The organism is Membranihabitans marinus, assembly GCF_019802045.1.
Taxonomy (GTDB): domain Bacteria; phylum Bacteroidota; class Bacteroidia; order Chitinophagales; family Saprospiraceae; genus Membranihabitans; species Membranihabitans marinus_A.
This window is the reverse complement of the sequence record NZ_JAHVHU010000018.1, coordinates 36133-61688: the sequence shown is the minus strand read 5'-3', so window position 1 is coordinate 61688 and position 25556 is coordinate 36133. Positions and strand designations below refer to the sequence as shown.

The 25556-nt window shown below is 43.6% G+C and carries 28 protein-coding genes; 13 read left to right on the top strand and 15 right to left on the bottom strand.

Annotation, left to right across the window (positions count from 1 at the left end; genetic code table 11):
• The first annotated feature begins 231 nt into the window (after positions 1 to 231).
• Positions 232 to 864 carry a 6-bladed beta-propeller gene (locus tag KUV50_RS16915; RefSeq protein ID WP_222581374.1) on the top strand — a complete coding sequence of 211 codons (633 nt, stop codon included), beginning with the start codon at positions 232 to 234 and terminating at the stop codon, positions 862 to 864.
• A 759-nt stretch (positions 865 to 1623) separates the two neighbouring features.
• On the opposite strand, the gene KUV50_RS16910 is transcribed toward KUV50_RS16915, so the two are convergent.
• Positions 1624 to 2310 (bottom strand): IMPACT family protein, encoded by a 687-nt coding sequence (locus KUV50_RS16910; protein WP_222581373.1) that lies wholly within the window; start codon positions 2308 to 2310, stop codon positions 1624 to 1626.
• A gap of 193 nt (positions 2311 to 2503) precedes the next feature.
• On the opposite strand from KUV50_RS16910, the gene KUV50_RS16905 reads away from it, so the two are divergent.
• The 8 genes from KUV50_RS16905 (at position 2504) to KUV50_RS16870 (ending at position 10364) form a co-directional block, all read left to right on the top strand.
• Positions 2504 to 3973, top strand: a complete 1470-nt coding sequence (locus tag KUV50_RS16905; protein WP_222581372.1) for a hypothetical protein — start codon at positions 2504 to 2506, stop codon at positions 3971 to 3973.
• A gap of 1 nt (position 3974) precedes the next feature.
• Positions 3975 to 4907: a transcription antitermination factor NusB gene (gene nusB, locus KUV50_RS16900; RefSeq protein WP_222581371.1), complete on the top strand. Its 933-nt coding sequence runs from the start codon at positions 3975 to 3977 to the stop codon at positions 4905 to 4907.
• A 10-nt stretch (positions 4908 to 4917) separates the two neighbouring features.
• Positions 4918 to 6450: a glutamine-hydrolyzing GMP synthase gene (gene guaA / locus KUV50_RS16895; protein ID WP_315899995.1), complete on the top strand. Its 1533-nt coding sequence runs from the start codon at positions 4918 to 4920 to the stop codon at positions 6448 to 6450.
• Entirely contained in the window at positions 6407 to 7693 is a 1287-nt protein-coding gene (locus KUV50_RS16890; protein WP_222581370.1) for a hypothetical protein, read from the top strand. Before guaA ends, KUV50_RS16890 begins: the two co-directional genes overlap by 44 nt.
• A 12-nt stretch (positions 7694 to 7705) precedes the next feature.
• A complete protein-coding gene (locus KUV50_RS16885) occupies positions 7706 to 8350 on the top strand; it encodes a TrmH family RNA methyltransferase (protein WP_222581369.1) in 645 nt (214 codons plus the stop codon).
• Between the two features lie 62 nt (positions 8351 to 8412).
• The gene (locus KUV50_RS16880) at positions 8413 to 8946 is read left to right on the top strand and encodes a Uma2 family endonuclease (RefSeq protein ID WP_222581368.1); all 534 of its coding nucleotides are present in this window, start codon (positions 8413 to 8415) and stop codon (positions 8944 to 8946) included.
• A gap of 39 nt (positions 8947 to 8985) precedes the next feature.
• Positions 8986 to 9519, top strand: a complete 534-nt coding sequence (locus tag KUV50_RS16875; RefSeq protein WP_222581367.1) for a Uma2 family endonuclease — start codon at positions 8986 to 8988, stop codon at positions 9517 to 9519.
• 311 nt (positions 9520 to 9830) lie between these two features.
• Complete coding sequence (locus tag KUV50_RS16870; protein WP_222581366.1) at positions 9831 to 10364, top strand: Uma2 family endonuclease; 534 nt, start codon at positions 9831 to 9833, stop codon at positions 10362 to 10364.
• 281 nt (positions 10365 to 10645) lie between these two features.
• Here the strand turns inward: KUV50_RS16870 and KUV50_RS16865 are convergent, their stop codons facing one another.
• The gene (locus tag KUV50_RS16865; protein WP_222581365.1) at positions 10646 to 11854 is read right to left on the bottom strand and encodes a pyridoxal phosphate-dependent aminotransferase; all 1209 of its coding nucleotides are present in this window, start codon (positions 11852 to 11854) and stop codon (positions 10646 to 10648) included.
• 406 nt (positions 11855 to 12260) lie between these two features.
• Between KUV50_RS16865 and KUV50_RS16860 the strand changes: the two genes are divergently transcribed.
• Positions 12261 to 12569: a nucleotidyltransferase family protein gene (locus KUV50_RS16860; protein ID WP_222581364.1), complete on the top strand. Its 309-nt coding sequence runs from the start codon at positions 12261 to 12263 to the stop codon at positions 12567 to 12569.
• The gene (locus KUV50_RS16855) at positions 12559 to 12897 is read left to right on the top strand and encodes a DUF86 domain-containing protein (RefSeq protein ID WP_222581363.1); all 339 of its coding nucleotides are present in this window, start codon (positions 12559 to 12561) and stop codon (positions 12895 to 12897) included. Before KUV50_RS16860 ends, KUV50_RS16855 begins: the two co-directional genes overlap by 11 nt.
• Before the next feature lie 207 nt (positions 12898 to 13104).
• Here KUV50_RS16855 and KUV50_RS16850 read toward each other — a convergent pair whose 3' ends face one another.
• From KUV50_RS16850 to KUV50_RS16800, 11 genes are all read right to left on the bottom strand, one after another.
• The gene (locus KUV50_RS16850) at positions 13105 to 13437 is read right to left on the bottom strand and encodes a metal-sulfur cluster assembly factor (RefSeq protein WP_222581362.1); all 333 of its coding nucleotides are present in this window, start codon (positions 13435 to 13437) and stop codon (positions 13105 to 13107) included.
• An 11-nt stretch (positions 13438 to 13448) separates the two neighbouring features.
• A complete protein-coding gene (locus tag KUV50_RS16845; RefSeq protein WP_222581361.1) occupies positions 13449 to 14726 on the bottom strand; it encodes a hypothetical protein in 1278 nt (425 codons plus the stop codon).
• Positions 14723 to 15556, bottom strand: a complete 834-nt coding sequence (locus KUV50_RS16840; protein ID WP_222581360.1) for a DUF2249 domain-containing protein — start codon at positions 15554 to 15556, stop codon at positions 14723 to 14725. The genes KUV50_RS16845 and KUV50_RS16840 overlap by 4 nt, the downstream gene beginning before the upstream one ends.
• A gap of 201 nt (positions 15557 to 15757) precedes the next feature.
• The gene (locus KUV50_RS16835) at positions 15758 to 16714 is read right to left on the bottom strand and encodes a DUF542 domain-containing protein (RefSeq protein ID WP_222581359.1); all 957 of its coding nucleotides are present in this window, start codon (positions 16712 to 16714) and stop codon (positions 15758 to 15760) included.
• Between the two features lie 176 nt (positions 16715 to 16890).
• The gene (locus tag KUV50_RS16830; protein WP_222581358.1) at positions 16891 to 17418 is read right to left on the bottom strand and encodes a condensin complex protein MksE; all 528 of its coding nucleotides are present in this window, start codon (positions 17416 to 17418) and stop codon (positions 16891 to 16893) included.
• The gene (locus tag KUV50_RS16825; protein WP_222581357.1) at positions 17399 to 18613 is read right to left on the bottom strand and encodes a hypothetical protein; all 1215 of its coding nucleotides are present in this window, start codon (positions 18611 to 18613) and stop codon (positions 17399 to 17401) included. Before KUV50_RS16825 ends, KUV50_RS16830 begins: the two co-directional genes overlap by 20 nt.
• A 96-nt stretch (positions 18614 to 18709) precedes the next feature.
• On the bottom strand, positions 18710 to 19900 hold the full coding sequence (locus tag KUV50_RS16820) for a hypothetical protein (protein WP_222581356.1): 1191 nt from the start codon (positions 19898 to 19900) through the stop codon (positions 18710 to 18712).
• Positions 19901 to 19945: 45 nt separating this feature from the next.
• Positions 19946 to 20224, bottom strand: coding sequence for a hypothetical protein (locus KUV50_RS16815; protein ID WP_222581355.1), 279 nt, complete (start codon positions 20222 to 20224; stop codon positions 19946 to 19948).
• A gap of 181 nt (positions 20225 to 20405) precedes the next feature.
• Complete coding sequence (locus tag KUV50_RS16810) at positions 20406 to 20597, bottom strand: hypothetical protein (RefSeq protein WP_222581354.1); 192 nt, start codon at positions 20595 to 20597, stop codon at positions 20406 to 20408.
• Positions 20598 to 20694: 97 nt separating this feature from the next.
• Entirely contained in the window at positions 20695 to 21102 is a 408-nt protein-coding gene (locus KUV50_RS16805; RefSeq protein ID WP_222581353.1) for a hypothetical protein, read from the bottom strand.
• Between the two features lie 152 nt (positions 21103 to 21254).
• Complete coding sequence (locus KUV50_RS16800) at positions 21255 to 22439, bottom strand: ATP-binding protein (protein ID WP_222581352.1); 1185 nt, start codon at positions 22437 to 22439, stop codon at positions 21255 to 21257.
• Between the two features lie 440 nt (positions 22440 to 22879).
• On the opposite strand from KUV50_RS16800, the gene KUV50_RS16795 reads away from it, so the two are divergent.
• Complete coding sequence (locus tag KUV50_RS16795) at positions 22880 to 24421, top strand: acyl-CoA carboxylase subunit beta (protein ID WP_222581351.1); 1542 nt, start codon at positions 22880 to 22882, stop codon at positions 24419 to 24421.
• 214 nt (positions 24422 to 24635) lie between these two features.
• Complete coding sequence (locus tag KUV50_RS16790) at positions 24636 to 24749, top strand: nucleotidyltransferase domain-containing protein (protein WP_222581350.1); 114 nt, start codon at positions 24636 to 24638, stop codon at positions 24747 to 24749.
• A gap of 176 nt (positions 24750 to 24925) precedes the next feature.
• Here the strand turns inward: KUV50_RS16790 and KUV50_RS16785 are convergent, their stop codons facing one another.
• Together KUV50_RS16785 and KUV50_RS16780 are read right to left on the bottom strand one after the other, a co-directional pair.
• Positions 24926 to 25252: a DUF5615 family PIN-like protein gene (locus tag KUV50_RS16785; protein WP_222581349.1), complete on the bottom strand. Its 327-nt coding sequence runs from the start codon at positions 25250 to 25252 to the stop codon at positions 24926 to 24928.
• A complete protein-coding gene (locus tag KUV50_RS16780; protein WP_222581348.1) occupies positions 25236 to 25469 on the bottom strand; it encodes a DUF433 domain-containing protein in 234 nt (77 codons plus the stop codon). The genes KUV50_RS16785 and KUV50_RS16780 overlap by 17 nt, the downstream gene beginning before the upstream one ends.
• Between the last annotated feature and the right edge of the window lie 87 nt (positions 25470 to 25556).

Genomic DNA, 25556 nt, shown 5'->3' with positions numbered 1-25556 from the left:
TTGGTGACCATATCCTACATATAATGCAAAAAGTTGAAAACACGATTGCTTTATTTTGAGTATATTTAGTGGATCCGCCAATTATATTAAAATTTTCATAGAACAAATCCTTGAAATACAAAATGAAAATGTAACATGAAAATTAGCTGTTATTCGATGGTTTTGATTTTAATGGTACTGTCTTGCAGGGATGACCATCATTCATCCCTCCCCAACGCAGAATAGGAAGCTATGATATCGATCGATCCCAAAGATGCTGCGGTTATCCTGGCACCGGATCTTTATAAAAATCTTCACTTTATCCCTCTGGAAACCAATATAGATGCGCTGGTCGATGGATGGCACAAAACAAAACTGTTTGATGATTATATCGGGGTGTTGAATGAATATCCAAATAAGAAATTCATGCTTTTTGACCGGGAAGGGAAATATTTGTGGCACAAGGACAGCGGAGAAAAAGAACCAGGCAGTATATTCGCGACTGGTGATTTTACCATTCTTGATGACAAGATATATTTCCCGGATCACCGGAATAAGAGCATTCATATCTATGATGTGAGGGGAAAATATCTGAAAACCGTCTTCATCAATAATTCGTATTCCGGGATGTTGGGAGTGGGTGATTATATCGTATTCAGTGCGAAAAATACCCCATCAAAATATAATGAAGCTAATCAAAATGTGGTGTTCTATGATAAGGATCTACAAAAGATCCTAAACTTTGGTTCTGTGCCAAAGCACCTGGAAACGAATAATCTCTATGATATCATTTACAGGAGTTATAATGATGGTGAGATCTTGTATCACCAGGTGTTGACGGCCACGATTCACCGGATTGGTTGCCAGGGGGTGATTTCTTATTAGCTGGTTGAGTGAGGTGTACCTGGATTCTGTGTTTGGGGGGAGGTTTTAATTCCTGACCTGGATTATCCAGAATCACAAGGGATGGGGTGGCGGAATCGCACCCGTTAGCCCGCAAAAGTCAAACGTCACCCAAGATTGGGCTAGGTAATATGCCCAATTTTGGGGGTTATGGAATTGATACACTGCATGTTATGTGTAATGATAGATTGACGTGGTGAATAAAGCGGGTTAGGCGGCGCAGACTCTGTCCGACCTAAAGTTATCACTGTTTCCTGCAGATCAGATTAACGCAGATATCATTAAGCCGACGGCGTGGTCAGAAAGTATTTCTGCGAAAATCATTTTCGGCTCAGCCGAGAGGAAATATAACTATAGCTATTAAGATTTTGAGGCACTAGTGCAAGCGGAACGAAGTTCGTATGGTTAATAACAGCCATGAATTCTTAAGAATTATTATTATAAAAAGTCCTGAAAGGACGATGATGCTACAGCGATGGGTAAAGCCCATCGGTTGGTTTTGCATATAGTATTGAGCCCTGAAAGGGCGATGATTTATGCATCGTCCTTACAGGACTCAATTTATTATGCAATTTACGATGGGTTGCACCCATCGCTAAATCACCGCTGTCCTTTCAGGACAGTATTTTGCATACACAAGAATAAAATCTAAAAATAGCCTTATGAACTTTGTTCTTGCCGCACTAGAATATATTTTTGTGAATTATCAAATACCTGAAAAATTGAGCTAATCAGGGGTTGTCAGTTTGAAGAATAAAGTCTCAACTGAAAAGTCTCATATTGCAGTTTCTCCATATTTACTTCTGCCGGGTATACATCCAGCAGCTTAGCGATTAACTCCTTCCGTCCGGCATCTGATTTCCTTTTTTCGATTTCCATCGTATACACCATTCGCACGCTGTGGTGTTCCCGCTCCAGTATTTCAAACCCGGTTTTGGGCGCCCATTCTTCCAGCAGATGGACGATTCCAAAATCCAACTCGATCTGCCAGGTCTCCTTCTCGATGATTCGTATAATCTGAGCATTTTCTAGCACTGCTTCAGCACAGGCTTTATAGGCCTGGATTAACCCGGAAGTGCCGAGCAGGGTGCCCCCGAAATAGCGGACTACGATGATCATGGCATTGGTCACATCTGCTTTGATCAGCTGACCGAGAATGGGCCGACCGGCCGTACCGGATGGTTCTCCGTCATCGTTGGACCATTCGACAGGTTCCGAAGGTGACGAGTCTGCCTTCGACATGATCCGCCACGCATAACAATGGTGGCGTGCTTTGGGGTGGATCGATCTGATTTCTGTGAGAAAATCGTCGGCCTCTTGTTCGGAGACTACAGACCGGGCGTACCCCAGGAACTTTGACCCTTTGTCCTTCACGAGGGACTCGCTGCCACCCTGAAGAGTACGATAGGAGAATTCTTGATCAGCCATGTGTGTTGTACAGCATTTTTATGAGCGGGAAAATAGGAATATTGCTGATAATAGCCAAGGAATAAGGTTCCACAAAAAAATCATGTTCATACCGCTATACTATGGATACAAAAGTTATCTTTGCACTTTAATTATACCCGAAATTTCGGGTATGCGTCATTTTGACCTTACATACGAACGCGTATTTTAACATATGACACTATCAGTATTATTGATCATTATCACGGCCATTGCGTTATTCATCACCCTACTCAATGGTTTGGTATTCCACAGAACACGGTATTGGGCACTTTCGTTTCTCCAGTCATTTAGTGGTGTGTTTTTCCTTATTTCCGGTTTTGTGAAGGCTATCGATCCTTTGGGGACCTCGTATAAGATGACAGACTACTTTCATGCTTTCTCTAAACATCTGGCGGGAACACCCTTTCAGTTTTTGGACGGACTGTGGGATTTGTTGGCACATCACGGCGTAGCGGTTTCGGTTTTAGTCATTGTGTTGGAATTGGTCGTGGGTTTTATGCTCCTGATCGGTGCGAGAAATAAGCTGATTTCCTGGGTTTTTCTGTTGCTCGTGGCATTTTTTACGGTATTGACAGGCTTTACTTATCTGACTGGATATGTTCCGCCTGAAGCTACATTTTTTGAGTTTTCCAAGTGGGGCCCCTGGGTGGAAGGCCAGATGGAAGTGTCGGATTGCGGCTGTTTTGGTGATTTCTTAAAACTCAGTCCGTTGACTTCTTTTTTGAAAGATATTTTTCTTCTTATTCCAGCCATTGTTTTTGTTGTTTTTCATCGCCGCATGTATCAGTGGTGGACGCCAAATGTGCGATTGCTGGCCACATCTGTTTTTACATTACTTATGCTGGTGTTTACCTATTACAGCAGTACGGCCATATTGCCTTTGTTTGATTTCCGTCCTTTCAAAGAAGGCACTGATGTTCGTACTACAAAGGAATTGGAAGAGCAGGCGATGAGTGAGATTGAAGTGCTCGGGTACAAACTTACAAATACCATCACGGGGGAGACGAAAGAGGTCACCATGGATGAGTTCCTCAAAGACTTTAAAAAGTACCCCAAATCTGAATGGGAATATGATCAGATCAAAACTGAACCGACCATCGAGCCGACGAAAGTGTCTGATTTTATCATCACCGGGGTCGATAATTCGGACATGGCTTATGAGATGCTTCAGGATTCCAATTTCAATTTATGGGTGATTTCGCCTGTTTTGAGCCCCTCTGGGACGGAAACAAAAATAGAAACATTGGTACGCACGGATACCGTATTTATGGAGACGGACACCGGTACCCGGACGATTGTGAGCCAGATTCCGGCCGAACGTGAATACGAAAAATATGTGTGGTCGCGGGATGTTCTGGAACGCTATAAACAAAAAGTACTTCCTGCAGAAAAGTTGATGAATGAACTGGGCTATAAGACCTATGTGGCCATAGGTGGAGCAGGACAACAGGCTGTTCTCGATCTTAACGAAGCGGTCGGGGGCGAACTGTACATGGGCACAGCTGATGAAATATTACTTAAAACGATCATTCGTTCCAATCCTGGTTTTTTGTTGGTACGCAATGGAGTGATTCTCGAAAAATGGCACTTCAATAGTTTCACAATCGATGATCTGCGTCAAACCATCCAAAAACAACAATGATATGCTAAGCAGACGAAACATTCGTATAAAAGTCATGCAGTCCGTATACAGCTGGTTTCAGGATAAGGAACTAAGCGAGCGAAATGTGGTCCGGAACTACAAACAACACGTTGCAACTTCTTATGAGCTTTTGATTTTTAACACGCGCAATATCATACAGATATGTGCAATGTCAGTCAATGACAAAAATTGGCGGAAAGGCAAACACCTCCCTACTGAGAATGACCGGGCATTTCGACCAATGTTGTATGAGAATCCTGTAATTTCAGCTCTTGAGGCGAATGCGACCTATCGGGATTATAATAAGGACTCATTCAACCAATACCTCGATGCGACCCAAGCCAAAAAGATATATCTCGAATTCTCCAAAACCCCGGAATATCTGAATTATCTGGATATCAAAGATCCCCAGGTGGAAGACCATATTACGATCGTGCTGGAATTGTGGAAATTCTTGTGCAGTCATTACCTGTATATTGAACTGGTCTACGATGCGTACCCCAACTGGATCGATGATGATTCGCTGGTCAAGGGATTTTTGAAGCGATTGATTAAAGGAATCGTCGATGATGAAGAATTGTTAAAGCAATATAAGCCCGATTATGAAACGGTGGAAGAGTTTGGTCAGACCCTGTTGGAAGACATCGTGGAACATTTTGAAGACTACGATAAACAGCTGATTCCCTTTCTGCAGAATTGGGAGATAGAGCGTATTGCTACCGTAGATCGTGTTCTGATCAAGATGGCCCTATCGGAGTTTCTAAAATTTCCGTCGATTCCGACCAAGGTTACGATCAATGAATACGTGGACATTGCAAAAATGTACAGTACCGATAAAAGTAAAGATTTTTTAAATGGCATTCTTGATGCCTTACTCAAAGATTTAGTGGCTTCCGATGTAGTCCGAAAGACAGGGCGAGGCCTAATACAATAAAATTTTAGTTGTGGTATTAGTTTTAGATTTTGGCTCCCAGGTGACTCAGTTGATTGCACGTCGTGTCAGAGAACTGAACCTATATTGTGAGATAAAACCCTACAATGACTTTGAACTTAATGATCAGGTCGAAGCTGTTATTCTATCGGGAAGTCCGTTTTCCGTGTTGGACCCGCAAGCACTGCACGTCGATTTAGACCGATTGCTGGACCATGCACCTGTGTTGGGCATATGCTATGGAGCACAATATCTGGCACATACCTTGGGTGGTTCGGTTGAACAGTCAGACAGTCGAGAATATGGCCGAGCTGAATTGACAAAATTTGCAGCACCGGAAGACCCGATACTGGATGGAATCCAGGAACGAAGCCCTGTATGGATGTCGCATGGAGATACCATTTGCAAACTGCCCGATGCCTTCCTGCCCGTGGCAACTACCCAAGATGTCGGTATAGCGGTATTCAAAGGAAAAGAAGAAGAGTTTAACAACCCTGTGTATGGATTCCAATTTCATCCTGAAGTAACACACAGTGAGCAAGGTGCATTGTTTCTGGAGAATTTTCTGATTCACATCGCCGGTTTAACGCCAGACTGGACTCCGTCCCGGTTTGTGGAGGATGCGGTCGATTTTATCCGGCAGGAGGTGGGAGAAGAACATGTCATACTTGGTTTGAGCGGGGGCGTGGATTCATCGGTCGCGGCCGGCCTTTTACATCAGGCGATTGGCCAGAATCTGATATGTATTTTTGTTGATAATGGTTTGCTGCGGAAAAATGAATTTGAAGAAGTCCTGGAAAGCTACAAAGAAATGGGACTTCATATCATCGGAGTACGGGCAGAACAGGAATTTTATGATGCATTGGCAGGGATCACCGATCCGGAATCCAAACGAAAAGCAATCGGGAAAGTGTTTATCGATGTATTCGAAAGAGAAGCCAAAAAATTCCCGGAAGCCAAATGGCTGGGACAAGGCACCATCTATCCTGATGTCATTGAATCATTTTCAGTGCACGGTCCATCAGTGACGATCAAATCGCATCACAATGTGGGTGGATTGCCAGAAAAACTGCATTTAAAAATTATTGAACCACTTCGTTCGTTGTTTAAAGATGAAGTGCGAAACGTGGGCGAAGAACTGGGGATACCAGCTCCGATACTAAAGCGGCATCCTTTTCCCGGTCCGGGACTGGGTATACGTATTCTTGGAGAAATTACACCCGAACGGGTGCGGATTCTTCAGAATGCCGATGCGATTTATATATCACACCTGCGAAATGCTGGTTGGTATGATAAAATATGGCAAGCCGGCGTTATTCTCCTTCCGGTCCAGTCCGTCGGTGTGATGGGAGACGAAAGAACCTACGAAGGAACTGTCGCGCTGCGGGCTGTGAATAGCCTGGATGGGATGACCGCGAACTGGACACATATACCCTATGATTTACTGGGTAAGATCTCCAGTGATATTATTAATAAAGTTAAAGGGATTAATCGAGTAGTTTATGATATCAGTACAAAGCCACCTGCAACCATCGAATGGGAATAAATCTGTTGTTCCCGGATTAATTCTATTAATCTTTGTAGCATTTTCCGTCCAAAGTTGTGGTTTTATAGAGAACTTGTTTCAGGGAAAAAAAGAAAAGACCCGTCCGGATAGACCCAAGGAGGAAGAGAAGGTGGTTATTCAGGAAATCGAATGGGAGGACGTGACAGATCTGGAAGAAGTGATCAAGGATTATCCTGATAAGGTCGGTGAAAAGCAGGATATATACGATGTCTTGTGCTTGCTTCCTTTTGGTGGTGCACATAAAAATAAGGGGCAGTCGTTCTATGCAGGTTTAAAGATGGCAGCGAATTCTGCCCATCCTTCGGTTAACATTCGAGTTACTACTTTTGATGTAGCACGGCTCGATACCAGACCAGAAGCACTGCGCAAAATATTGGCTACCCCAGAATTTGATCTGGTAATATCACCGTATTCTACCACAGATGTAAACAACGTGATCGAGCTAACTCAGAGTAGCGGAGCCACCGTTTTGTCGCCGTGGAACACCAGTCCGGACATCCATAAATTTCCTAAATATGTGCAGTTAAACCCTGGTCTTGAATCACATTTGAGCGGTATGGTCGATTGGACAGCCCGGGAATATGGTGTGGAGCAAACCCTGATTCTAAGCCATAAAAAAGAAGCTGACCTGGTGCGTATTCTCAAGAAAAATACAACTAATCTGGAAGAGTATTTTACTTCCTCCAATCCCAAAGAAGATATTAACGAACTGACCCAGTTAATGGCTAGTAAAAATGTAAAAGCTATTATTATTCCGAGTTGGCGTTCGTCTGATGAGGCCTACTTTTTATCTTTGCTCTCTTCGATTAATGCGGCTAGAAGAGGAAGGAGCATCTCTGTATTCGTACTTTCTCCCTGGATGGACAATGACCACATCAATTTTAGTCAATTTAGTGGAATGAATCTGCATTTCACCAGTTCACGGTTTATCGATACCAAAAGTCGGGCATTTCAGCGGTTTGAATCCGAATTTATGAATAAATACAGTTACTTTGCTAATGAGGATGTATACTACGGACACGATATTTTTCTGATGATGATGGATTGGTTATCTTCAGAAAATCGGAAACTGACGGATGAAGTAATTAATACAAATTGCCGGGATTGCTTTTTTAGATATAATTTCCGAGAGCGAATATCGGATGAAGGTCAGCCGTATATCTCCAATGACCATGTCGATATCATATCTTTTAAAGATTTTGAGTACCGTCGGATAAACTAGATAGCCAATTATATGAAGATCACCGCACATCGAGATCAAAAATACATCCAGTTAGCCAACCATCGGCAACCGGATTGGACCGTGATCCTCGAGAATGTGAGTGATTGGCACAATGTGGGAGCGGTGATGAGAAGTTGCGATGCGGTGGGAATCGGTGATCTTTATGTTCTTTATTCTGATGTTGATCACCGTCCGAATGAAATTGGATTGGGAAAGCGAACCACAGCGGGTACGCGAAAATGGGTGCAGGTGCACTATTTTGAGGATCTCGATGCTTGCTTTAAAGCTGTGCGCGAGAAGTATCATCAGATATATACCACATACCTTAGTTCGACAGAAAAAACCCGTACTATTTACGACCTGGATTTTACCTTACCGGGTGCCTACTTATTTGGAAATGAACATGATGGCGTGAGCGATGAAGCAGTATCCAAAGCAGATGGAAATTTTTGCATACCACAGCATGGTATGGTGGATAGTCTTAATATTTCCGTGGCTTGTGCAGTGACCTTATTCGAAGGAATGCGTCAACGACGGATGACCGGAAAATATCCCGAATCTGAAAAATTACTTCCACATGCCGTCCCTTATTATGAACAATATCTGGAGATGCATAGGAACAAATGGTCCCAGCTGCCTATCGTAGAAGAGAGATAATCTACGGTATCTGAACTGATTTTGTTGAATATCCATTATATTTATACAAATCACAGATATCTATGGACGCTTTGATCAAACAACCACCGCCACGAACGATCCGGGAAGTCTTTGATGCGCTCCCGGAAGGCACTCTGGCTCAGCTCATCGAAAATCATCTCGTTATGTCGCCTTCACCTACGGATAGCCATCAGAAAGTTTTGAATCGAATTAATTTTTTAATGCTTACATTTTTAGAAGATAATCCGATCGGAGAGATTCGCATTGCTCCATATAATGTACATCTTGATGCGGAGAATGTATTTCAACCGGATATTGTGTTTGTTCTTGCTGATAATTTATCAAAAATTCATGAAAATGGTCTGCATGGAGCTCCTGATCTGGTCGTTGAGTTACTTTCGCCCGGTACCTCGAAGTATGATCTGAATCAAAAAAAGGATGCTTACGAACGGCATGGCGTGCAAGAGTATTGGATCGTAGAACCTACTACAAAGGAAGTGCAGGGTTATTTTCTAAACGATGGCGTTTTTGAGTTAATGCATGAGGCAACAGGAATTATTCATTCACGTTTGCTGGATCGTAAATTTAATTTTTGATGAAACTTATAAAACCTTCGTATAATTAATAATTATTCTATGGAAACAATACTCACCAAGCAACCGCCAAGAACCATCCGGGAAGTTTTTGATGCGCTTCCCGAAGGCACCCTGGCTCAGCTCATCGAAAATCAATTGGTCATGTCTCCATCTCCTACAACGATCCATCAGAAGATATTAAATAAAATCAATGTCATGATTTATAACTATCTGGAAGAGGATCCTTTGGGAGAAGTGTTTATTGCTCCCTACGATGTCTATCTGGATGAGCAAAATGTATTTCAGCCTGATATTGTTTTTATCGGGTCGGATAATCTGTTGAACATTAAGGACAATGGATTCCATGGGGCACCGGATTTGGTAATAGAATTACTATCACCCGGTACCTCGAAGTTTGATCTGAACCAAAAGAAAGATATTTACGAACGACATGGTGTGCAAGAGTATTGGATCGTAGAACCTACTACAAAGGAAGTGCAGGGTTTTTTTCTAAACGATGGTGTTTTTGAATTAAGTCAGGAGGAAACAGGTCTCATCTCCTCCCGATTGTTGGACCAGGAATTCAGGTTTTGATGTTAATTAACCGGACAGTGTTTGGGAGATCTTGATATTTGGAGTGGAAGATGTGGTTTATAAAGTAGATAATTAATTGGGAAAAAGTAAAACCTGTCAGTGTTTGGGCGCAAGGTGCAAAACGCTCGACAAGTCATTTTGCACAATCCGACATACATGCAGTAATGAACTTAATCTGCTCGGCAAAAACCATTTTAGCTCAGACGATGTCAGGTTAGCTTTGTGGTTTCTCAGTGATCTTCTCCGTGGCTCTTCGTGAGAAAATTCTTTTAATGGAGTTGTTTTCTTTATATTTAGATAAACTTCGCAGTATGGAAACTCTTATCACGCAACCACCGCCACGAACCATCCGGGAAGTTTTTGATGCGCTTCCGGAAGGCACCCTGGCTCAGCTCATCGAAAGTCAACTCGTCATGTCACCATCACCTACGGATATCCATCAAAAGATTTTGCATATAATTAGTGTAAGGATATTCAATTTCTTGGAAAAGAATCCTGTTGGTGAAGTTCGGATCGCCCCTTACGATGTCTATCTGGATGAGCAAAATGTATTTCAGCCTGATATTATTTTTATCAGTGCGGATAGTTTGGCTAATATTGAAGAAAATGGTTTTCATGGCGCTCCTGATTTGGTCGTTGAGTTACTTTCCCCCGGTACCTCAAAGTATGACCAGAACCAAAAGAAAGATGTTTACGAACGTCATGGCGTGCAAGAGTATTGGATCGTAGAACCTACTACAAAGGAAGTGCAGGGTTTTTTTCTGAACGATGGAGTTTTTGAATTAATCGTGGAGGAAACAGGATTCATCTCCTCCCGATTGTTGAACCAGGAATTCAGGTTTTGATGTTAATTAACCTGACAGTGTTTCGGAGATCTTGCTATTTGGAAAGGAAGATGTGGTTTATAAAGTAGATAATTAATTGGGAAAAGGTAAAACCTGTCAGTGTTTGGGAGAAACGCTCGACAGGTCTTTTTGCACAATCCGACATACATGCAGTAATGAACTCAACCTGCTCGGCAAAAAGCATTTTAACCCACACACTCAGGTTAGCTTACTGCCACCTCAGTGATCTTCTCCCACGCTGGTGCGTGACAAGCTGTGTCACTCCGTGAGGAAATTAAAATTTATTTCAACTTCTCCAAGGCCGCTTTGATTCGGTCCAATGCGGTATTCAATTCTTTTTCGGAAGCGGCATAAGATATCCGGATGCAATCATCATTCCCAAAGGCAGATCCTGAGACCGTCGCTACATGAGCTTCTGTCAGCAGGTACTCCGCAAAGTCATCGGCGTTAGCTATCTTGGTAACTCCACTTGATTTTCCGAAATAAGAACTGACATTGGGGAAAATATAAAACGCCCCGGTTGGGTTGGGAACCTGAATGCCGGGGATCTCACGGAGTTTATCCGACACGAGTCGTTTTCGTTTTTCGAAGGTTTTCCGCATGATATCCATTTCGTCCGATTTATTCCGTAACGCAATGACCGCTGCTTCCTGGCTGAAGGAATTGGCGCCGCTTGTAGTTTGGCCTTGAATTTTGGCACAGGCTTTAGCGATCCACAGCGGTGCGCCCATATAACCCAATCGCCAGCCGGTCATCGCATAGCCTTTAGAGAATCCATTGATGGTAACCGTGCGGTCCAGCATGCCATCCAGACTCGCTATGCTAGTGTGTTTATCACCGAAATTAATGTGTTCGTAGATTTCGTCCGCGATCACTATAATATTCGGATACTTGCGGAGCACCTCGGCCAATGCCTCCAGTTCCTCCCGGCTGTACACACTGCCGGTGGGATTGGATGGGGAGGAGAACATTACCACCCTGGACTTGTCGGTGATAGCCGCTTCCAATTGCTTAGGCGTGACTTTGAAGTCCTGTTCGATTCCTGCACTGACAACCACTGGTTTTCCACCTGCTAATTTAGCTATTTCAATATAGGATACCCAGTACGGAGCCAGTATGATGGCTTCATCGCCGGGGTTGAGCAAGGCCAGACACGCGTTGGCCAGGGATTGCTTCGCTCCGTTGGAGACCACAATCTGGTTGACACTGTATTCCAGCCCGTTATCGCTTTTGAATTTATCGACGATGGCGTCCCGTAGTGGTAGGATTCCCGGTACGGGCGTGTATTTTGTTTTTCCATCATGTAATGCCTGGATGGCAGCTTCCTTGATATGCTCTGGTGTGTCAAAATCAGGCTCTCCCAGGCTGAGTGAAATCACCTCATGTCCTTGTGCACGGAGCTCCCGAGCTTTTTGGGACATTTTGATCGTGGCCGATTCATTCATGTTTTGGACGCGATCAGATACTTTGGGGTGTGTAGTACTTGTCATATTCATTGAAGTTGATGATGGTTAATTTCAACGTGCAAAGTAAAGAAAAATTTGGGAGTTGAGGGGAGTTTTATTGTGAAATCTGATGGGATTTGCCACAGCCTTCGTGCGTGGCATTTGCCGTCGGTTTTTGAGGGGGAGAATAATGCCCCGCACCTTTCAACCGTGATGACCGGAAAGTGAATTTTTGTTTGTGAATTCCCATTTATTTACATCGGTCTACACTGTTTTATAGTGGCTTAAATTTTTAACCAGATATTCATTTGCTGCACCATCCTGCAGGACAAAGTTTTAATAGGAAACCTTCGTCGTAGCGATGGACGTTCAATATTATGTTCTGCGTGCCACAAATCATAATTTTGCTAATAAAGAGTATTTACAGAATATCTTCATTATCTTTGATAATATGAACGATCTCATAAATTCGAAAATGGAAAGTCTGAATGCGATCTGTTTGAAGCATTCTGTATCAGAGCTATATCTGTTTGGGTCTGCAGCAACGGGAAAATTTAGTGAGAAAAGTGATATGGATTTTGCTGTTTTGTTTGAAGACTCCCTGGGGCCTATTGAAAGGGGGGATGCTTTTTTTGGGCTGTTGGATGATTTGGAAGAATTATTCAAGCGGCCAATTGATTTAATTTCTTACCGGGCTATCAAGAATCCTGTTTTTAGGAAGGAATTGGATCAAACAAAAGTACCTTTATATGCTGCGTAAGGAAATTCTGAAATACATTTTGGACATCGAAACAGTCATTTCCGAACTTGAAGATATAATCGAAATGCATGATCATGAATATGAAAAATTCAATGAAAATTTTGTTTCAATTCGAGCAGTAGAACGAGATTTAATGATCATTGGTGAAGCCGTTGGTAAAATATTAAAAATCGACTCAAATATAAAAGTTACTGGAGGCAAACATATTATTAGCCTTAGGAATATGCTTGTGCACGCCTATGATTCTATTGATCCAACAACGCTGTGGCGAATTCTGATCAAGGATTTACCAATCTTGAAAAAAGATATTCAGGCACTTCGAAGATAACATAGGTGTTTCCATGATTCCTCCTTATAAATTTGGATTTTATTCCCTCCAAAATTAATTCAGGACTCTTGTTTTTTAGAAGTCCGCACTCGCATTTCCCGGGTCTGCCAACCTCAACATTTCGACTTTCCCAAATAGAACACCTCAACCTCCTTGTTCGTCATAGTTCCGATGACTATTTGAACGTAGGAGGAAACCTCAACTTCATCAACTCATCTCAAGCATTTTTTTCCCTTCGTTTGTCAACCTTTCAGGGGACCACGGCGGATCAAAGGTCAGATCGATATGAACCTCGCGATCCGGGAATTCTATATGCAGTACATTTTCCACCCCGTCGATAATCGATTCCCCCATCGGGCAAAAGGGAGTGGTGAAAGTCATGGTAATCAATATGTTTTGTTCTGAATCCACCTCGATGTTGTAGATCAAACCCAGATCGACGATGTTGACGAACAACTCCGGGTCGATGACATCATAAAGCGGGTCAAGGACCTTTCGTTCCTGCGGGGTGTAGTCGTCCAACTTTTTTATCGTTCCCATAATTAGAGTGTTTATTCTGTCGTTTTGGTCTTGTGAAAAAGGATCTGGCCGACATTGAATGCGTACATCAGAGCCAGTCCCAGCCAGCACCAGGTCGCGATGCGGATGATGAGCAGCTGTCTCGTGGCAATACCTGTGATCAACAAGAGCAGTGCCACGATGAAAAGCCCCAACTGATATCGGAGCCATCCCGCCCGGTAGAGATCTCGTGGCAACGGGACTTTGACCTTGCCGGTTAGTTTTTTATAATGGTCATTCCATACGATGAAGGGGAGGGTCTTGAAGGTCTGACCGAGAATGATCCCCGTAATCCACCCCATAAATACGAAAGTACCATATATCATGGTGAATGTGGAGCCTTGTCCGGAAGCGGATAAGAGATGGACGAATGGGATCGTACCAATCCCCATTATCAGCGCCAGCATGGATGCAAAGGTCTGCTTCATTTGAAGATCGATTTTCTTTTTTATCCGTTTCCGATAGTGATTTGCCAGGTCCACTAGCCAGCATAGAACGCCGATACCAGCCACCACCAGCCAGATTAGGACCCGGGAGCTGTATCCTATAAAATAGACATCGGCTAGAAAAAGGATGAGCCCGGCATTTTGGAGAATAAAGGCCCCATTGAGCCATTTGGTCTTCTTGGCGTGGCTCAGCAAAAACATGGGAACCAGCTTGCTACTGACCCCGGTGATGAGTTGTAGAAACCAGCCCGCCAGGCCGAGGTGGGCATGAAGCTTCAGTATCGTCATATGGTCTCGACTGAAAAATGGATGGCCCAGGTTGATCGCCAGAAGCAGGCCGACGACGGTGGTAAATACCAACCAAACGGCTGAACTGATTATAAAATATTTCTGGATATTGGACTGGGGGCTCGGTCTACCAGTCAGCACTACATTGATCAGATAAAGCAGGGAGGCAAGTACGATCATGCTTCCCCCGGTGACCATGATCCAGCCCGTCCGGAAGGACCAGAGCGCCCAAACCAGTAAAACCACACCAGCCATCAGTAAATAATAGGACAGGATCGCCAGATCGTTGCTCCGGAGGTTGTGCTCCGATATGACCGGTAGCAGTTGGTACGATGCTCCAAAAATGATCATGGTCCCCCATCCCAGAGCCGCCGTATGGACAATTCCCAGCAGGTGGGGATTGAAATAATGCATCAGTAAACTCTGTGGGCTCCATACCAACAGCAGACAAAGTACCAAAAAGGCCCCAGTTCCGGTGGCATAAAATGGCAGTATAATGGCTGAAGAGGGGACTTTCCCTGTATTATAATTAATCATGGTTTGCTGTGAAATATAAGCATTTTGACATTTCCCTCGGCAATAGAATGAATATGAACTTCAAAATTTCCATCCGCCAGTTCTTCCAGTAAATAAATGGGAACCCGCTTGTGATGGATATACAAGGCTTCATTCTCCGGTAATTCTTCCAATTCGCCCAATATGGTTTGCATTGGTAGTGGCATTTCAAGATGGCGGACGTCGATCACTTCCTTTTTATCGGTGGTGAATCGATGACACACCTGATCAAAGGAATTTTCGTCATCCATGATCACATTGGATTCGGTGGGTTGATCAGGTTTAGTAACCTTCCCTTTTTTTAAGAAGTAGGTATGGTATTCCTTCTCATTGATTGTCTTTATGTAGGTCTTCTCTGCTAGTTTCTTTTCCAAAAGATGAATTAATGGGGTAGGGACGAAGGTATTGATGATGCACAAAATACCTGAGGGCCCTACTTTTTTGAATTCCGCCATAATCGCCTTTAGCGGATCGGTGCCGTTTTCAATGATCGGCCGTACGTCAAAAGAGTGAATGTCTGTCTTGGCTGTGTCTTCCAACCAGTCTGGTATTTGATCGTCGGCACCCTGAACTTCATTATTGTCTGCAACGCGGTACAGGTACCCCAACGGTTTCAGTGCCCGGATAAAATCTTCTACCTGACAACCACCCATACTTGCTGCTTCCGCTACGGTCACTCTGGACGCCATGATTTTTCGCAGTATCGGATTCTTCAACCGCTTCAAGGGGGGAGCAATACGGGCTATGGCATCAATACTGGTTTTGTCATGTTGTATGATTTTCGATATTTTGGTGCGTTCGTTGTATTCCATGACTTTGATTTTATTTGTCACCATATTCTGCTACTCAAACGTGGGGAATGGATTTCGGAATTCTAAATTTTGATCTTCGCGCTGTAGTGATGTATTTCCTGATTGCGTTGGGCTGATGAATGCGCATCCAAATCATTTCATTGGACGCCCAGTCTGCAAAACACACCCTGAGATAACGCAGAATAATTTTTCAGCGAACCATTAGTTTTTACTTAATTCTTCAGTCATTTCCAGCGCTTTTGGAAATAAGATATTATTCTCTATATGCACGTGATAAACCCAGTCTTCTTCAAATTCCTGCAAAAGCTGATATAAATAAGCCCAGGAATCGCAGGCCGCTTCGGGCAGCTCATAATCATTGGTTAAATTGCGGAAATAGGTGAAGTCTTCCATGCTGATCTGATGTTCTTTTTCCAGCATCAGGACGGCAGACTTGATGTTTTTGGGTGTGGCGTTTTGGTCTTTTGAGGCGGTTCCCTGATCGATTGCTTTGATGGCCGGGAACAATATGGATTCTTCTTTTTTCATATGCGCTACTAAGTCGTTAAAAAACAACCGGGCTGCATAGGCTAATTTTTTCAGTTCCGGGTGTTCATTTCCGTGTCGTTCGGTGACTTTGAGAATCAAATCTGTTAAGTTGGGTGCATTCCTTTTGACATATTGATGATGTGATTGCACAATGTAATCCATTAAAAAGTCGATACCCCAGTCCTGATAATTATGCGAAGGAGGAAGATTTGAAGAAGTTTTCTTATTTTCCAGTTCTTCCTTCAGTTGTTCTTCTTCGATACCGAGGTCCCCGGCTACTTCTTTGACGGTTTTGTCTCCACCACAGCTAAAATCAATGCCTTTTTCTCTGAGCAATTGGGCCTTGCGAAGATCTTTGGCTGCGATCTCACCGATGGTTTCGGTGGTCCCGTTTCTTTTTTCTTTTTTAGCTATACGGACCCTCCACCATTCGGGGCCTTGTTCGAGGTATTCCCAGTTGAATATGTTTCCTCGCTCTCCCAGCAATTCGTAATACAAAGGTTTGGGATCGTGATCATTGTCAATGATGAAACCCTCGCCGGCATCGAGGGCGTCGAAGTATTCGAAAATGGTAGCGTGCTTTAATTTGGGCACGATCTGTGTCACGTCGAGTCGTTCTGCTTTGATCATGATTAGGTATGATTTTGGTCTGTTTTTTTTAAATTAAGGACAAGATACTCCTTATTTGGATTAAATCAAAATAAGGAAGGAAAAAAGATTTGACAGATCTTCGAGAAAAAATTTGACAGATCTTACCTCCTTCGCTTTCAGCTCCGGCGGTCAATGAAAGATCTGTCAAATCTCTCTCACTCCTCCTCTTCCTCCCCATCTGGCCGCACCAGCTCCCACGCATAATCGATAAAATATTTATAAGCGGCGGTAAAGGCATAACGATCGTCCGGAAGTTTTACCGCAATATTTCGTCTGACCATGGTGGAATGTATCAGCCGGCGCAGGCTCTCCGGACTGTTCAGTTGCTTATTCGCCTGCACCTGATCCCGCCAGGTGGTATTCCGGAACAGATCGGTGATTTCATCGATATGCAGATCCGAAAAATTCAGCACATCCATAAAGTTCCGTCCCTCCTGGTCCAGTTCATAGCACAATACCGAAAAGAATATGCTGATATCTCTGGAGGTGCTTTCCTGCGTGTCCGGTGAAAGAAGGTAATGGTATTCCGGGGTACTCTGCAATGCATAACCAAATGACCGGTCAAAAAACCGGACATAAAATTCCTTGTGATCTTTTAAAATTTGGAAATGCGGATCATCCTGTGTGATAAATTTGCCATCCATCAACTCTGTTACGATCTTTTTATGGTTTTTCGGATACATGCTTTTTCTTTATTTTGAGCCGCGGAAGTACCAGCTGTACATCATCAGATTTTAGAATCGCATTGGTCGCAGGGTGGTGCGATTCAATTTCATAATCATCCTCAAAGATCAGGCTGGTGATCATAAAATACTCATCCAGCCGGAAATGCGGTTTGTCTTCGCTGATGGCGGATCCGCACCAACTGAAAAAATCGTCCACCGGCAACTGGCTTTCCAGCCGTTGTCTGTATTCTTCCTGGTCAAATATCCATTGTTCTTCCGGAGCGCCTGCTTCTTCGATATAAACCGATTCTTCATGCCGGAATTGCTCAAAATACTGTTTTGTGTTTTCATAAACAAAATGCTGGTAGGGATAGGTCCTGCTGATACTAAAGAGGGCCGGCGGATCATACTTTTTATAGCAATCACCATTGGTGAGATAAATATGAAACCCCTGCAGGTATTCACTTTCCGTCCTGATCCGTTCGATCAGAGGAAGGAGTTCGTTGCTGATGATGGCGGACTGACTGCTGATGTCCGTGTTGGATTGGACGAGCAGGTTGTACAATTTCCCAAAACGACGCCTGATGCTTTCATTTTCATAGTTGAACCGCATCTTGTTCACGTATTGTGAGATATGGAGCAATTCGTTGTATATCGACTGGCTATGATTCACATCAAGAATGGTATTGAGCGGCATAATATAGAATTCGATCAAATGGCGGGCTTTCCGGATCTTTTCCTCGTACTCCATATTTTGCGTATTAGCCTTAAGCTCTCGGGACTCATGTTGCAGACTGGTGGTATTATTCCGGATTGCGGTGGTGAACTTTTTGATCTGGTTGGCCAGCGCATCCATCCGCTCCAGCAGAATATTCCGATCCAGATGAATTCCTTCCCGGATCTGCAAAAACAAAGTCCGGATCGACTGTCCGTATATATCGATCTCTTCAGGGAGCAGCGGTTTGAACTGCTGCAAAATAAATTCAAGCAACACAAAGTATGGCTCACTGATCAGGAAATCATCGTTTTGCGGGGTCAGGATCCGGTACTCAAGTAGCTGGTCTTCCACATCGCTGTCCCAGTCCGACAGCGCATCGGAGACCTGTTGCCGGGTGATCACACCTTCATGGATCTGAATGTCAAACAAGTGCCGGATCAGGTCAAAATGTGTGGCCAGGAATCGGACGATAGACTTGGGTTCGGACTTAAACATCGATCAGAATTTCCTGTTCCAAAAAACGGTTGTTCTCTGTCACCTGTTGCCTGATTCGCTGCACCACCGGATCTTCCGATAGCTTGAGTGAACGACTCATCCGGGCTTTATTACCCTTGAGGGAGACCGAGTATTTGTCAAAAAGCTCCTGATAATCGTCAGGCACATAAAGCTGATTACATTGCCGTTGTTTTCACTGATCACTATCTTCCCCTCGCTCCGGCGGATCAGGTAATTCTGGTCAAATCCGTCGTACGGATGGAGCGGAGCTGCTGAAATAGGAATAAAGTTATTTTCCTTGCAAAAATTCAATAACTCGAAGCGGTTGGCTTCGTCGATGGTACCGATCTCATCCACAAAGATCACCACTTTGTTTTCCTCATCGTTGATGATGATCTGATTGATGACGGACATGATCAGTATCAGCCGGATCATCTTGTCCGTGCCATCGGATTCGATCTGATGTTTCAGATCCACTACTTTGTGTTGTCCCTTTTTGTACAGGTGCAGTCTTATATCAAAAAGATCGTCAAAAGTAAGCGTGATCTGATTGTCCAGGTATTGATTGAGCACTTCCAGGTTCTTTGCCTGGTCATCGAACAATAGTTCGGACTTCAGATCCCGGATATCCCGGATCATATCGAGGTCCCGGATCAACCGGTCATTCTCGATGATCTCTATTTTAAGAGACTGGATATCGGAAATCTGAATCTGACCGATTTTAGCGTTGAACCGGTTCGCGATAAAAGCTTTAAATTCTTCAAACCGGGAATAGATCGTACGGCAGGGATTGGAAAACTGGGTGGAGATACTCTTGAGCAGCCCGTCGATCGCTTTTTCTTTGTCCTGCATCGTAGCCAGTTCCGAATCTATAAAAGCGATGAAATCTTTATCGCTCGCATAGCTGGTCTCTGTTTTTACTTTGAGTTTTTCAAGAAGGCTGTCCTTCCGGTACCTGACCTCTTTCCGCTCGTCCCGGTTGCGCCTGATATGATGATAAATGTTGTCCAGGGTATCGTCAGAATGACTTTCTGAAGGCTCTATTCCCATCTGTTCAATTTCGACCTTCCAGGTTTGGATTTCGCGAAGTCTGGCCTCTTTTTCCAAAATATCCTGCTGGACTTCTTCGAGGGCCGCTTCAGCTTTTTTGATCTCTGATTGGGTTTTTTCGATCTTTTTTTCTGTTTCCTTCTTTTCATTCTCATTTTCCCGGAGCTTCCCACCCAGCGCATGCAGTTCTTTTTCTAACTCCGGCAACTGACGGAGTTTGTCCATTTTATCATTCACCACCCTGATCTGATCCCCGATGTCCTTCAGCTCCTTTTGGTATTTTTACAGATCACGGGCGATGGGCAGCAGGCTTTCTGTATGACTTTTTTCCTTTTCCAGACGGTTGATCTGTTCTTTCAGATCTTCAACCGATTCGATGGATTTGCCCTCCAGGTCTTCAGGCAGCTGGATCTGACCGTCAAATATTTTCATTAGCGCCTCTGTCCGGGAAACAGGAGCAGAAATATGATCCGTGGTAAGATGGCTGGTGATATCATCCGCGAGGATTCTGTTCAGCAGTTCTTTTTGGGATTGTTGGTCTGAAATCGAGTGGATCAGCAAACGGGAGTATTGGGTGATTTTCCGTTGGAGGGTCTGGAGCTCTGTGTCTGTTTTCCTGAGCTTTTCCTCCAGCAGGGTACTGTTCAGCTCCTGGTCGCCGATCTGGGTGATCTGACTTTCGATTTTCTTTCGACGACTATCCAGAGTGTGAAAAGTTTGTTCCAGGAATTCTCAAAGAATTTCAACCCCGAAACCCAGTAATATTACGACTATCCAGGGTGTGAAAAGTTTGTTCCAGGAATGGCATTTCCTCATAGGATCTGATCTCGTGGATCAATTTTTCTTTTTGATCCACATCCTGCCAGATTTGCCGGATGTGGAATTCCAGTTTCCCCAGGTGCTGATTGGCTTTATCTTTTTCAGGGATCAACACCTCGTCCAGCTGATGGCGTTTCTCCTGGTGCTTTTGTTTTCCTTGCTGAATGGTGTCGGAGAGTGTCGCGCTTTGGTGGGCATATTGTTCATTGAATTCAAACTCCTTCTGCCAGGATGCTGCTCATGCCTTCGTACTGGCTGACCATTTCCTTGAATTCGGTAAAACTCTTCCGGATGCTGCTGATCACTTTGATGTCCCGGTTGTGCTTGAGCAGGGTCTGGATATCCCTTTTATTTTTCCGGGAAAAAGACACCCTTTCATTTTCCTTGTTGTCGGCCACGATGAGTGCCTCTTTGAGGGAATGGTTATTGATCAGTTTGGAGTTGATCAGGTATTTATAGATTTTGGAAAAATTGTTGCTGTACCCGCGTCCGTCCTGCACCACATTTTGATCGAGCCATACGACAGCGTTGTTCCTTCTCCCTTTTACTTTTCCCGATATTGTTGGGTCCCACGATCTGCAGGGATTGGCAATCATCGATTTCGATGTCCGCCTTGGCATATATATCAGAATTGAGTATAACAAGTCGTTTGATCATAAATATTTTGTCTCGTCCATAGGAACAGGAGGTGAAAACCTTCTGCCGTTTGGTGTGAAAATACTATAAAACGTGGATACATTGAAATTTTCCGGGGAGGAAGTGAACGGGAACATTAGTACAAAAAACCAAACAACCACAAGGGAATCTTATTGCCGGTTCCTCCTTTGATGCCATCTGCGGCGATCCAGGCATTGGGAAGTCCCCGGATTTGTTCACGAGTCTTAGATGGTCCGCCTATTTCAAATACGTATTGATCATCGATGAGGAAATCGCCATATCGCGCAGAGGTGACTTGATGAATGGGTTCAAGTTGACTGTAAAAAAACGTCTCTCGCATATTCCCGGAGTTTGGGTTGCTTTCTGAAAGCCAGTAAGCCAGGTTTGGGTTTTGAAGATAAATTTTTTCTGGTTTTTGCAAATAACTTACGCCCTTTGTATCCCGCCGTAAAAGCGAAACTATTCTTGCCTGGTCCAAGGAATCCAGAAGTTTGAGTAATGTATTTCTGGACGTATCCAATTTTTTGGCCAGTTTGCTGATATTGGGTATGAAAGGAACTGATTTGCTCAGAACATACACCAATTTTTTCATATTTCGTATAGTGGAATAATTTAACCTGTCATAGGGTGCTATATCCAGTTCCAATACCAGATCAATGGTTTCCAGTAATTTTTGCCCAAAGGCATTCTGGACTTCTTTGTAAAATGGATAATAGCCATACTTCAGGTATTCTCTGTAGAGTTTCAGAGGGTTCATTAGATCGGTAAAATGAGCAGATTGCTCATTATGAGATGATACGAGCGTATCAAGGTCAATGGTATCAGTTGTGATATTATATTCCAATTGCAAAAATTCCCTGAATGATAACCCATATAAATGATAAATGGTGGCCCGGCGGGAAAGATCCCCTTGCCCCTTCCTGATATCCAGGATGGAAGATCCGGTGAGGATTATATTGATGTCGGGATAACTATCATATATATTCTTGACATCTTTGGACCAATGCGGGTAGCGATGAACTTCATCCAGATAAAAATGCCGGTAGCCCTGCTCATAGAGTTCATCTGCCAGGATTACCAAACGGTTGGCCTCAAAATAAACATCATCCAGGCTTAAGTATATGGCGCTATTCTCTTCGTTATTCATCTTCTGGAGGAGCAATGTAGTCTTACCGGTTCCTCGCTGCCCCAGGATGATAATCAGCCTTTGATTCCAGTTGATCTGACTGAACAAGTAGCGATGAAAACCGGTTGGAATGCCTTCTTGTCTTCTATTTGATATCTTTTTTAGACGCTCCATCGTTTAGAGTGTTGTTTTGAATAAACAAAATTACAGAATGTTTTTTACAAACAACGAATTTAAATATTGTTTTGTAGGAAAAACAATTTACTAAGCTACTTTAGCACACCTCATTAGCACCTAATGTAAAATCATATCATGAATCTTGAATTCTCAGGACATTTTTTTATCAAATTTGGGTTTAATTCCCCGATGCTTTGCATCGAAGAGATATAAATGCCGATTTTGATACCCCGATGGCTCTGCCTCGGGGTAGTTCATTGTTGTTTATTGGTCCTTGTTTAGTCCGCTTCGCGGACGTCAGGTCATCGCCAGGGTCGTGAGACCCTGGAATGCATACCAGGATAGGTAAGTCCATTTGTGGACGATAGATATTAGCAATGAAACTATAATTTCACCCATTTTGTCCCCACCAAAAATTCCATTATCTTTTCCGCACTATGGATAAAAATAAAGAACAACTGGAGCAAAAAATCCAGTCTTCCCTCTTGGGAGGCGGACAGAAACGCATTGATCGTCAACATGAGAAGGGAAAGCTCACTGCGCGCGAACGCATTCAATATCTGCTTGACCCGGGGAGCTTTGAAGAATACGACCGTTTTGTGACCCATCGGAACGGGGACTTTGGGATGGCGGATCAGAAAATAGTAGGAGATGGGGTGGTTACCGGAATGGGAACCATCGATGGCCGAATGGTATATGTTTTTGCCCAGGATTTTACGGTCTTTGGCGGCACCTTATCGGAGACGAATGCACAAAAAATATGTAAGATCATGGATCGCGCCTTGCAGAACAGAGCTCCATTGATTGGGCTCAATGACAGCGGCGGAGCCCGGATTCAGGAAGGCGTGGCATCCTTGGGGGGATATGCCGATATTTTTTACCGCAATGTCCAGTGTTCGGGCGTTATTCCTCAACTTTCGGCGGTCATGGGACCCTGTGCCGGCGGGGCTGTTTATTCACCGGCGATGACTGATTTTATTTTTATGGTAGAAGGATCATCGTATATGTTTGTCACCGGACCCAATGTGGTCAAAACGGTGACCAATGAAGAGGTGACCCCGGAAGAGCTGGGCGGTGCCCGAACCCATGCCACCAAATCCGGTGTGGCCCACCGTACGGCTCCGACCGATGCCGACTGTCTCGACGATATCCGTACCTTGTTGTCGTATCTTCCGCAGCACAATCAAGCGGCCCCGGCCGTATTGCCCTATGATACCGAAGAGGAAGTGCGTCCGGCGTTGGATGAGACTGTACCCGATAATCCCAATACACCCTATGATATGCATGAGGTCATCACGGAGTTGGTAGATCCGGACAGCTTTTTTGCAAGTCAGCCGGATTTTGGTCAAAGCCTGATCACCGGGTTTGCCCGGTTGGCCGGGATGAGTATTGGTGTGGTAGCAAATCAGCCCATGAATCTGGCCGGCGTGCTCGATGTCGATTCCGCGACCAAGGGCGGCCGGTTTGTTCGTTTTTGTGACTGTTTTAATATTCCGTTGCTGGTATTGGAAGACGTTCCGGGATTCTTACCGGGGACGGAACAGGAGTGGAACGGCATTATTTCCAATGGCGCCAAATTGCTCTATGCATTTTGTGAAGCCACGGTGCCCCGTATTACCGTGATTACCCGAAAAGCCTATGGTGGAGCGTATTGTGTAATGAATTCGCGGCACATTGGTGCGGATTATAACTATGCCTGGCCATCGGCTCAGATTGCGGTGATGGGAGCAAAAGGAGCTGCCGAGATTATTTTTCGGAAAGAGATTTCCAAAAGTGATGATCCGGAAGAGGCCATGGCGCAAAAAGAAGCCGAATACAATGAACTGTTCGCCAATCCCTATAAAGCAGCCGAACTGGGATTCATTGATGATATTATTCTTCCTTCGCAGACCCGCCGGACATTGATCCGGGCTTTCCGGTCGCTGCGGGAAAAACGGAAAACACGGCCGGAACGGAATCATGGAAATATACCCTTGTGAAAAAATGTAACAAAAGCATCTTGCTTTTGGAGGAACGTGTCTGCCTCCCGCGTGCCGCGGGACGCGGTATGGCATGCTTGTCCGCCTATGACGGGATCCTGCTTTTAGAGGTAGTGACATTCTTCAAGAATATAATGAAGCAAATCATTTGTCGATATTGACATATTCAGCTTCTTTTAGTATTGGATTACGAAAAACAGATAAATGATTGTCGATGACAAGTAAAGAAAATAAAGATCAAATTGTAAAAACCCTTGCGGAATACCAACCGGATCGGATTGGTATTTTTGGATCCTATGCCAGAAATGAAAATCGTAATAGTGATTGAGATATATTGGTTTCTTTCAATAAAAGGATTAGCCTTCTTAAGTTGGTCCAACTTCAGCAAGAACTATCGGATAAACTGGCAATAAGCGTGGCCCTGGTTACCGAGAACAGTTTGAAAAATGAACTTTTAAAAGAATACATTTTCGAGGATTTAGTAATCATTTATGACGAAAAAAATTATTGCTTATCTATTATATAAAATTTTCCTCTTTCGAATTTTTGAATCTTCGAAATGAAAGCAGGTATAAATAGAACCAGCTCTTCAATTTTACTTGAAGTTGAATTTAGTACTACAACTGTCAAGTCTAAATTTTTAATATTTTGCTGATAGGTTAAATCCTTGTCAATTGTCAAAAATATATCAAATTGATTCTGGAAACATAACACTAAAAGTGCACCATTTTTAATTCCATTCCATCGCATTTCCGAAACAGTAAAAATCTCAAACTTAGACAAATATGGTTTGAGCCTTTTGGTGATGCATTCATCAAGCAATATTTTCATTCAATTGTTTAGTTGATTTTTCTAATAGCTCGTGCGACATCTCCAGAACTTTCACCACTTGTTCTTTTTTAACACCATCAAAATCTTCCAGGAATGTTTCAATCGTGTCGCCGGTTTCCAGGTAGTCAAATAAATTTTTTATGGGTACTCTGGTTCCATTAAATACAGGTGTTCCACTCATGATTTCCGGATCAATATTTACAACGCGTTTTATCATGTAAGTATGTTTTAGCTAAAAATAATGAAATTTATTAACAGAAAATGAATTATCAGATTTCGATCATATACATTAATAACCCGAGAT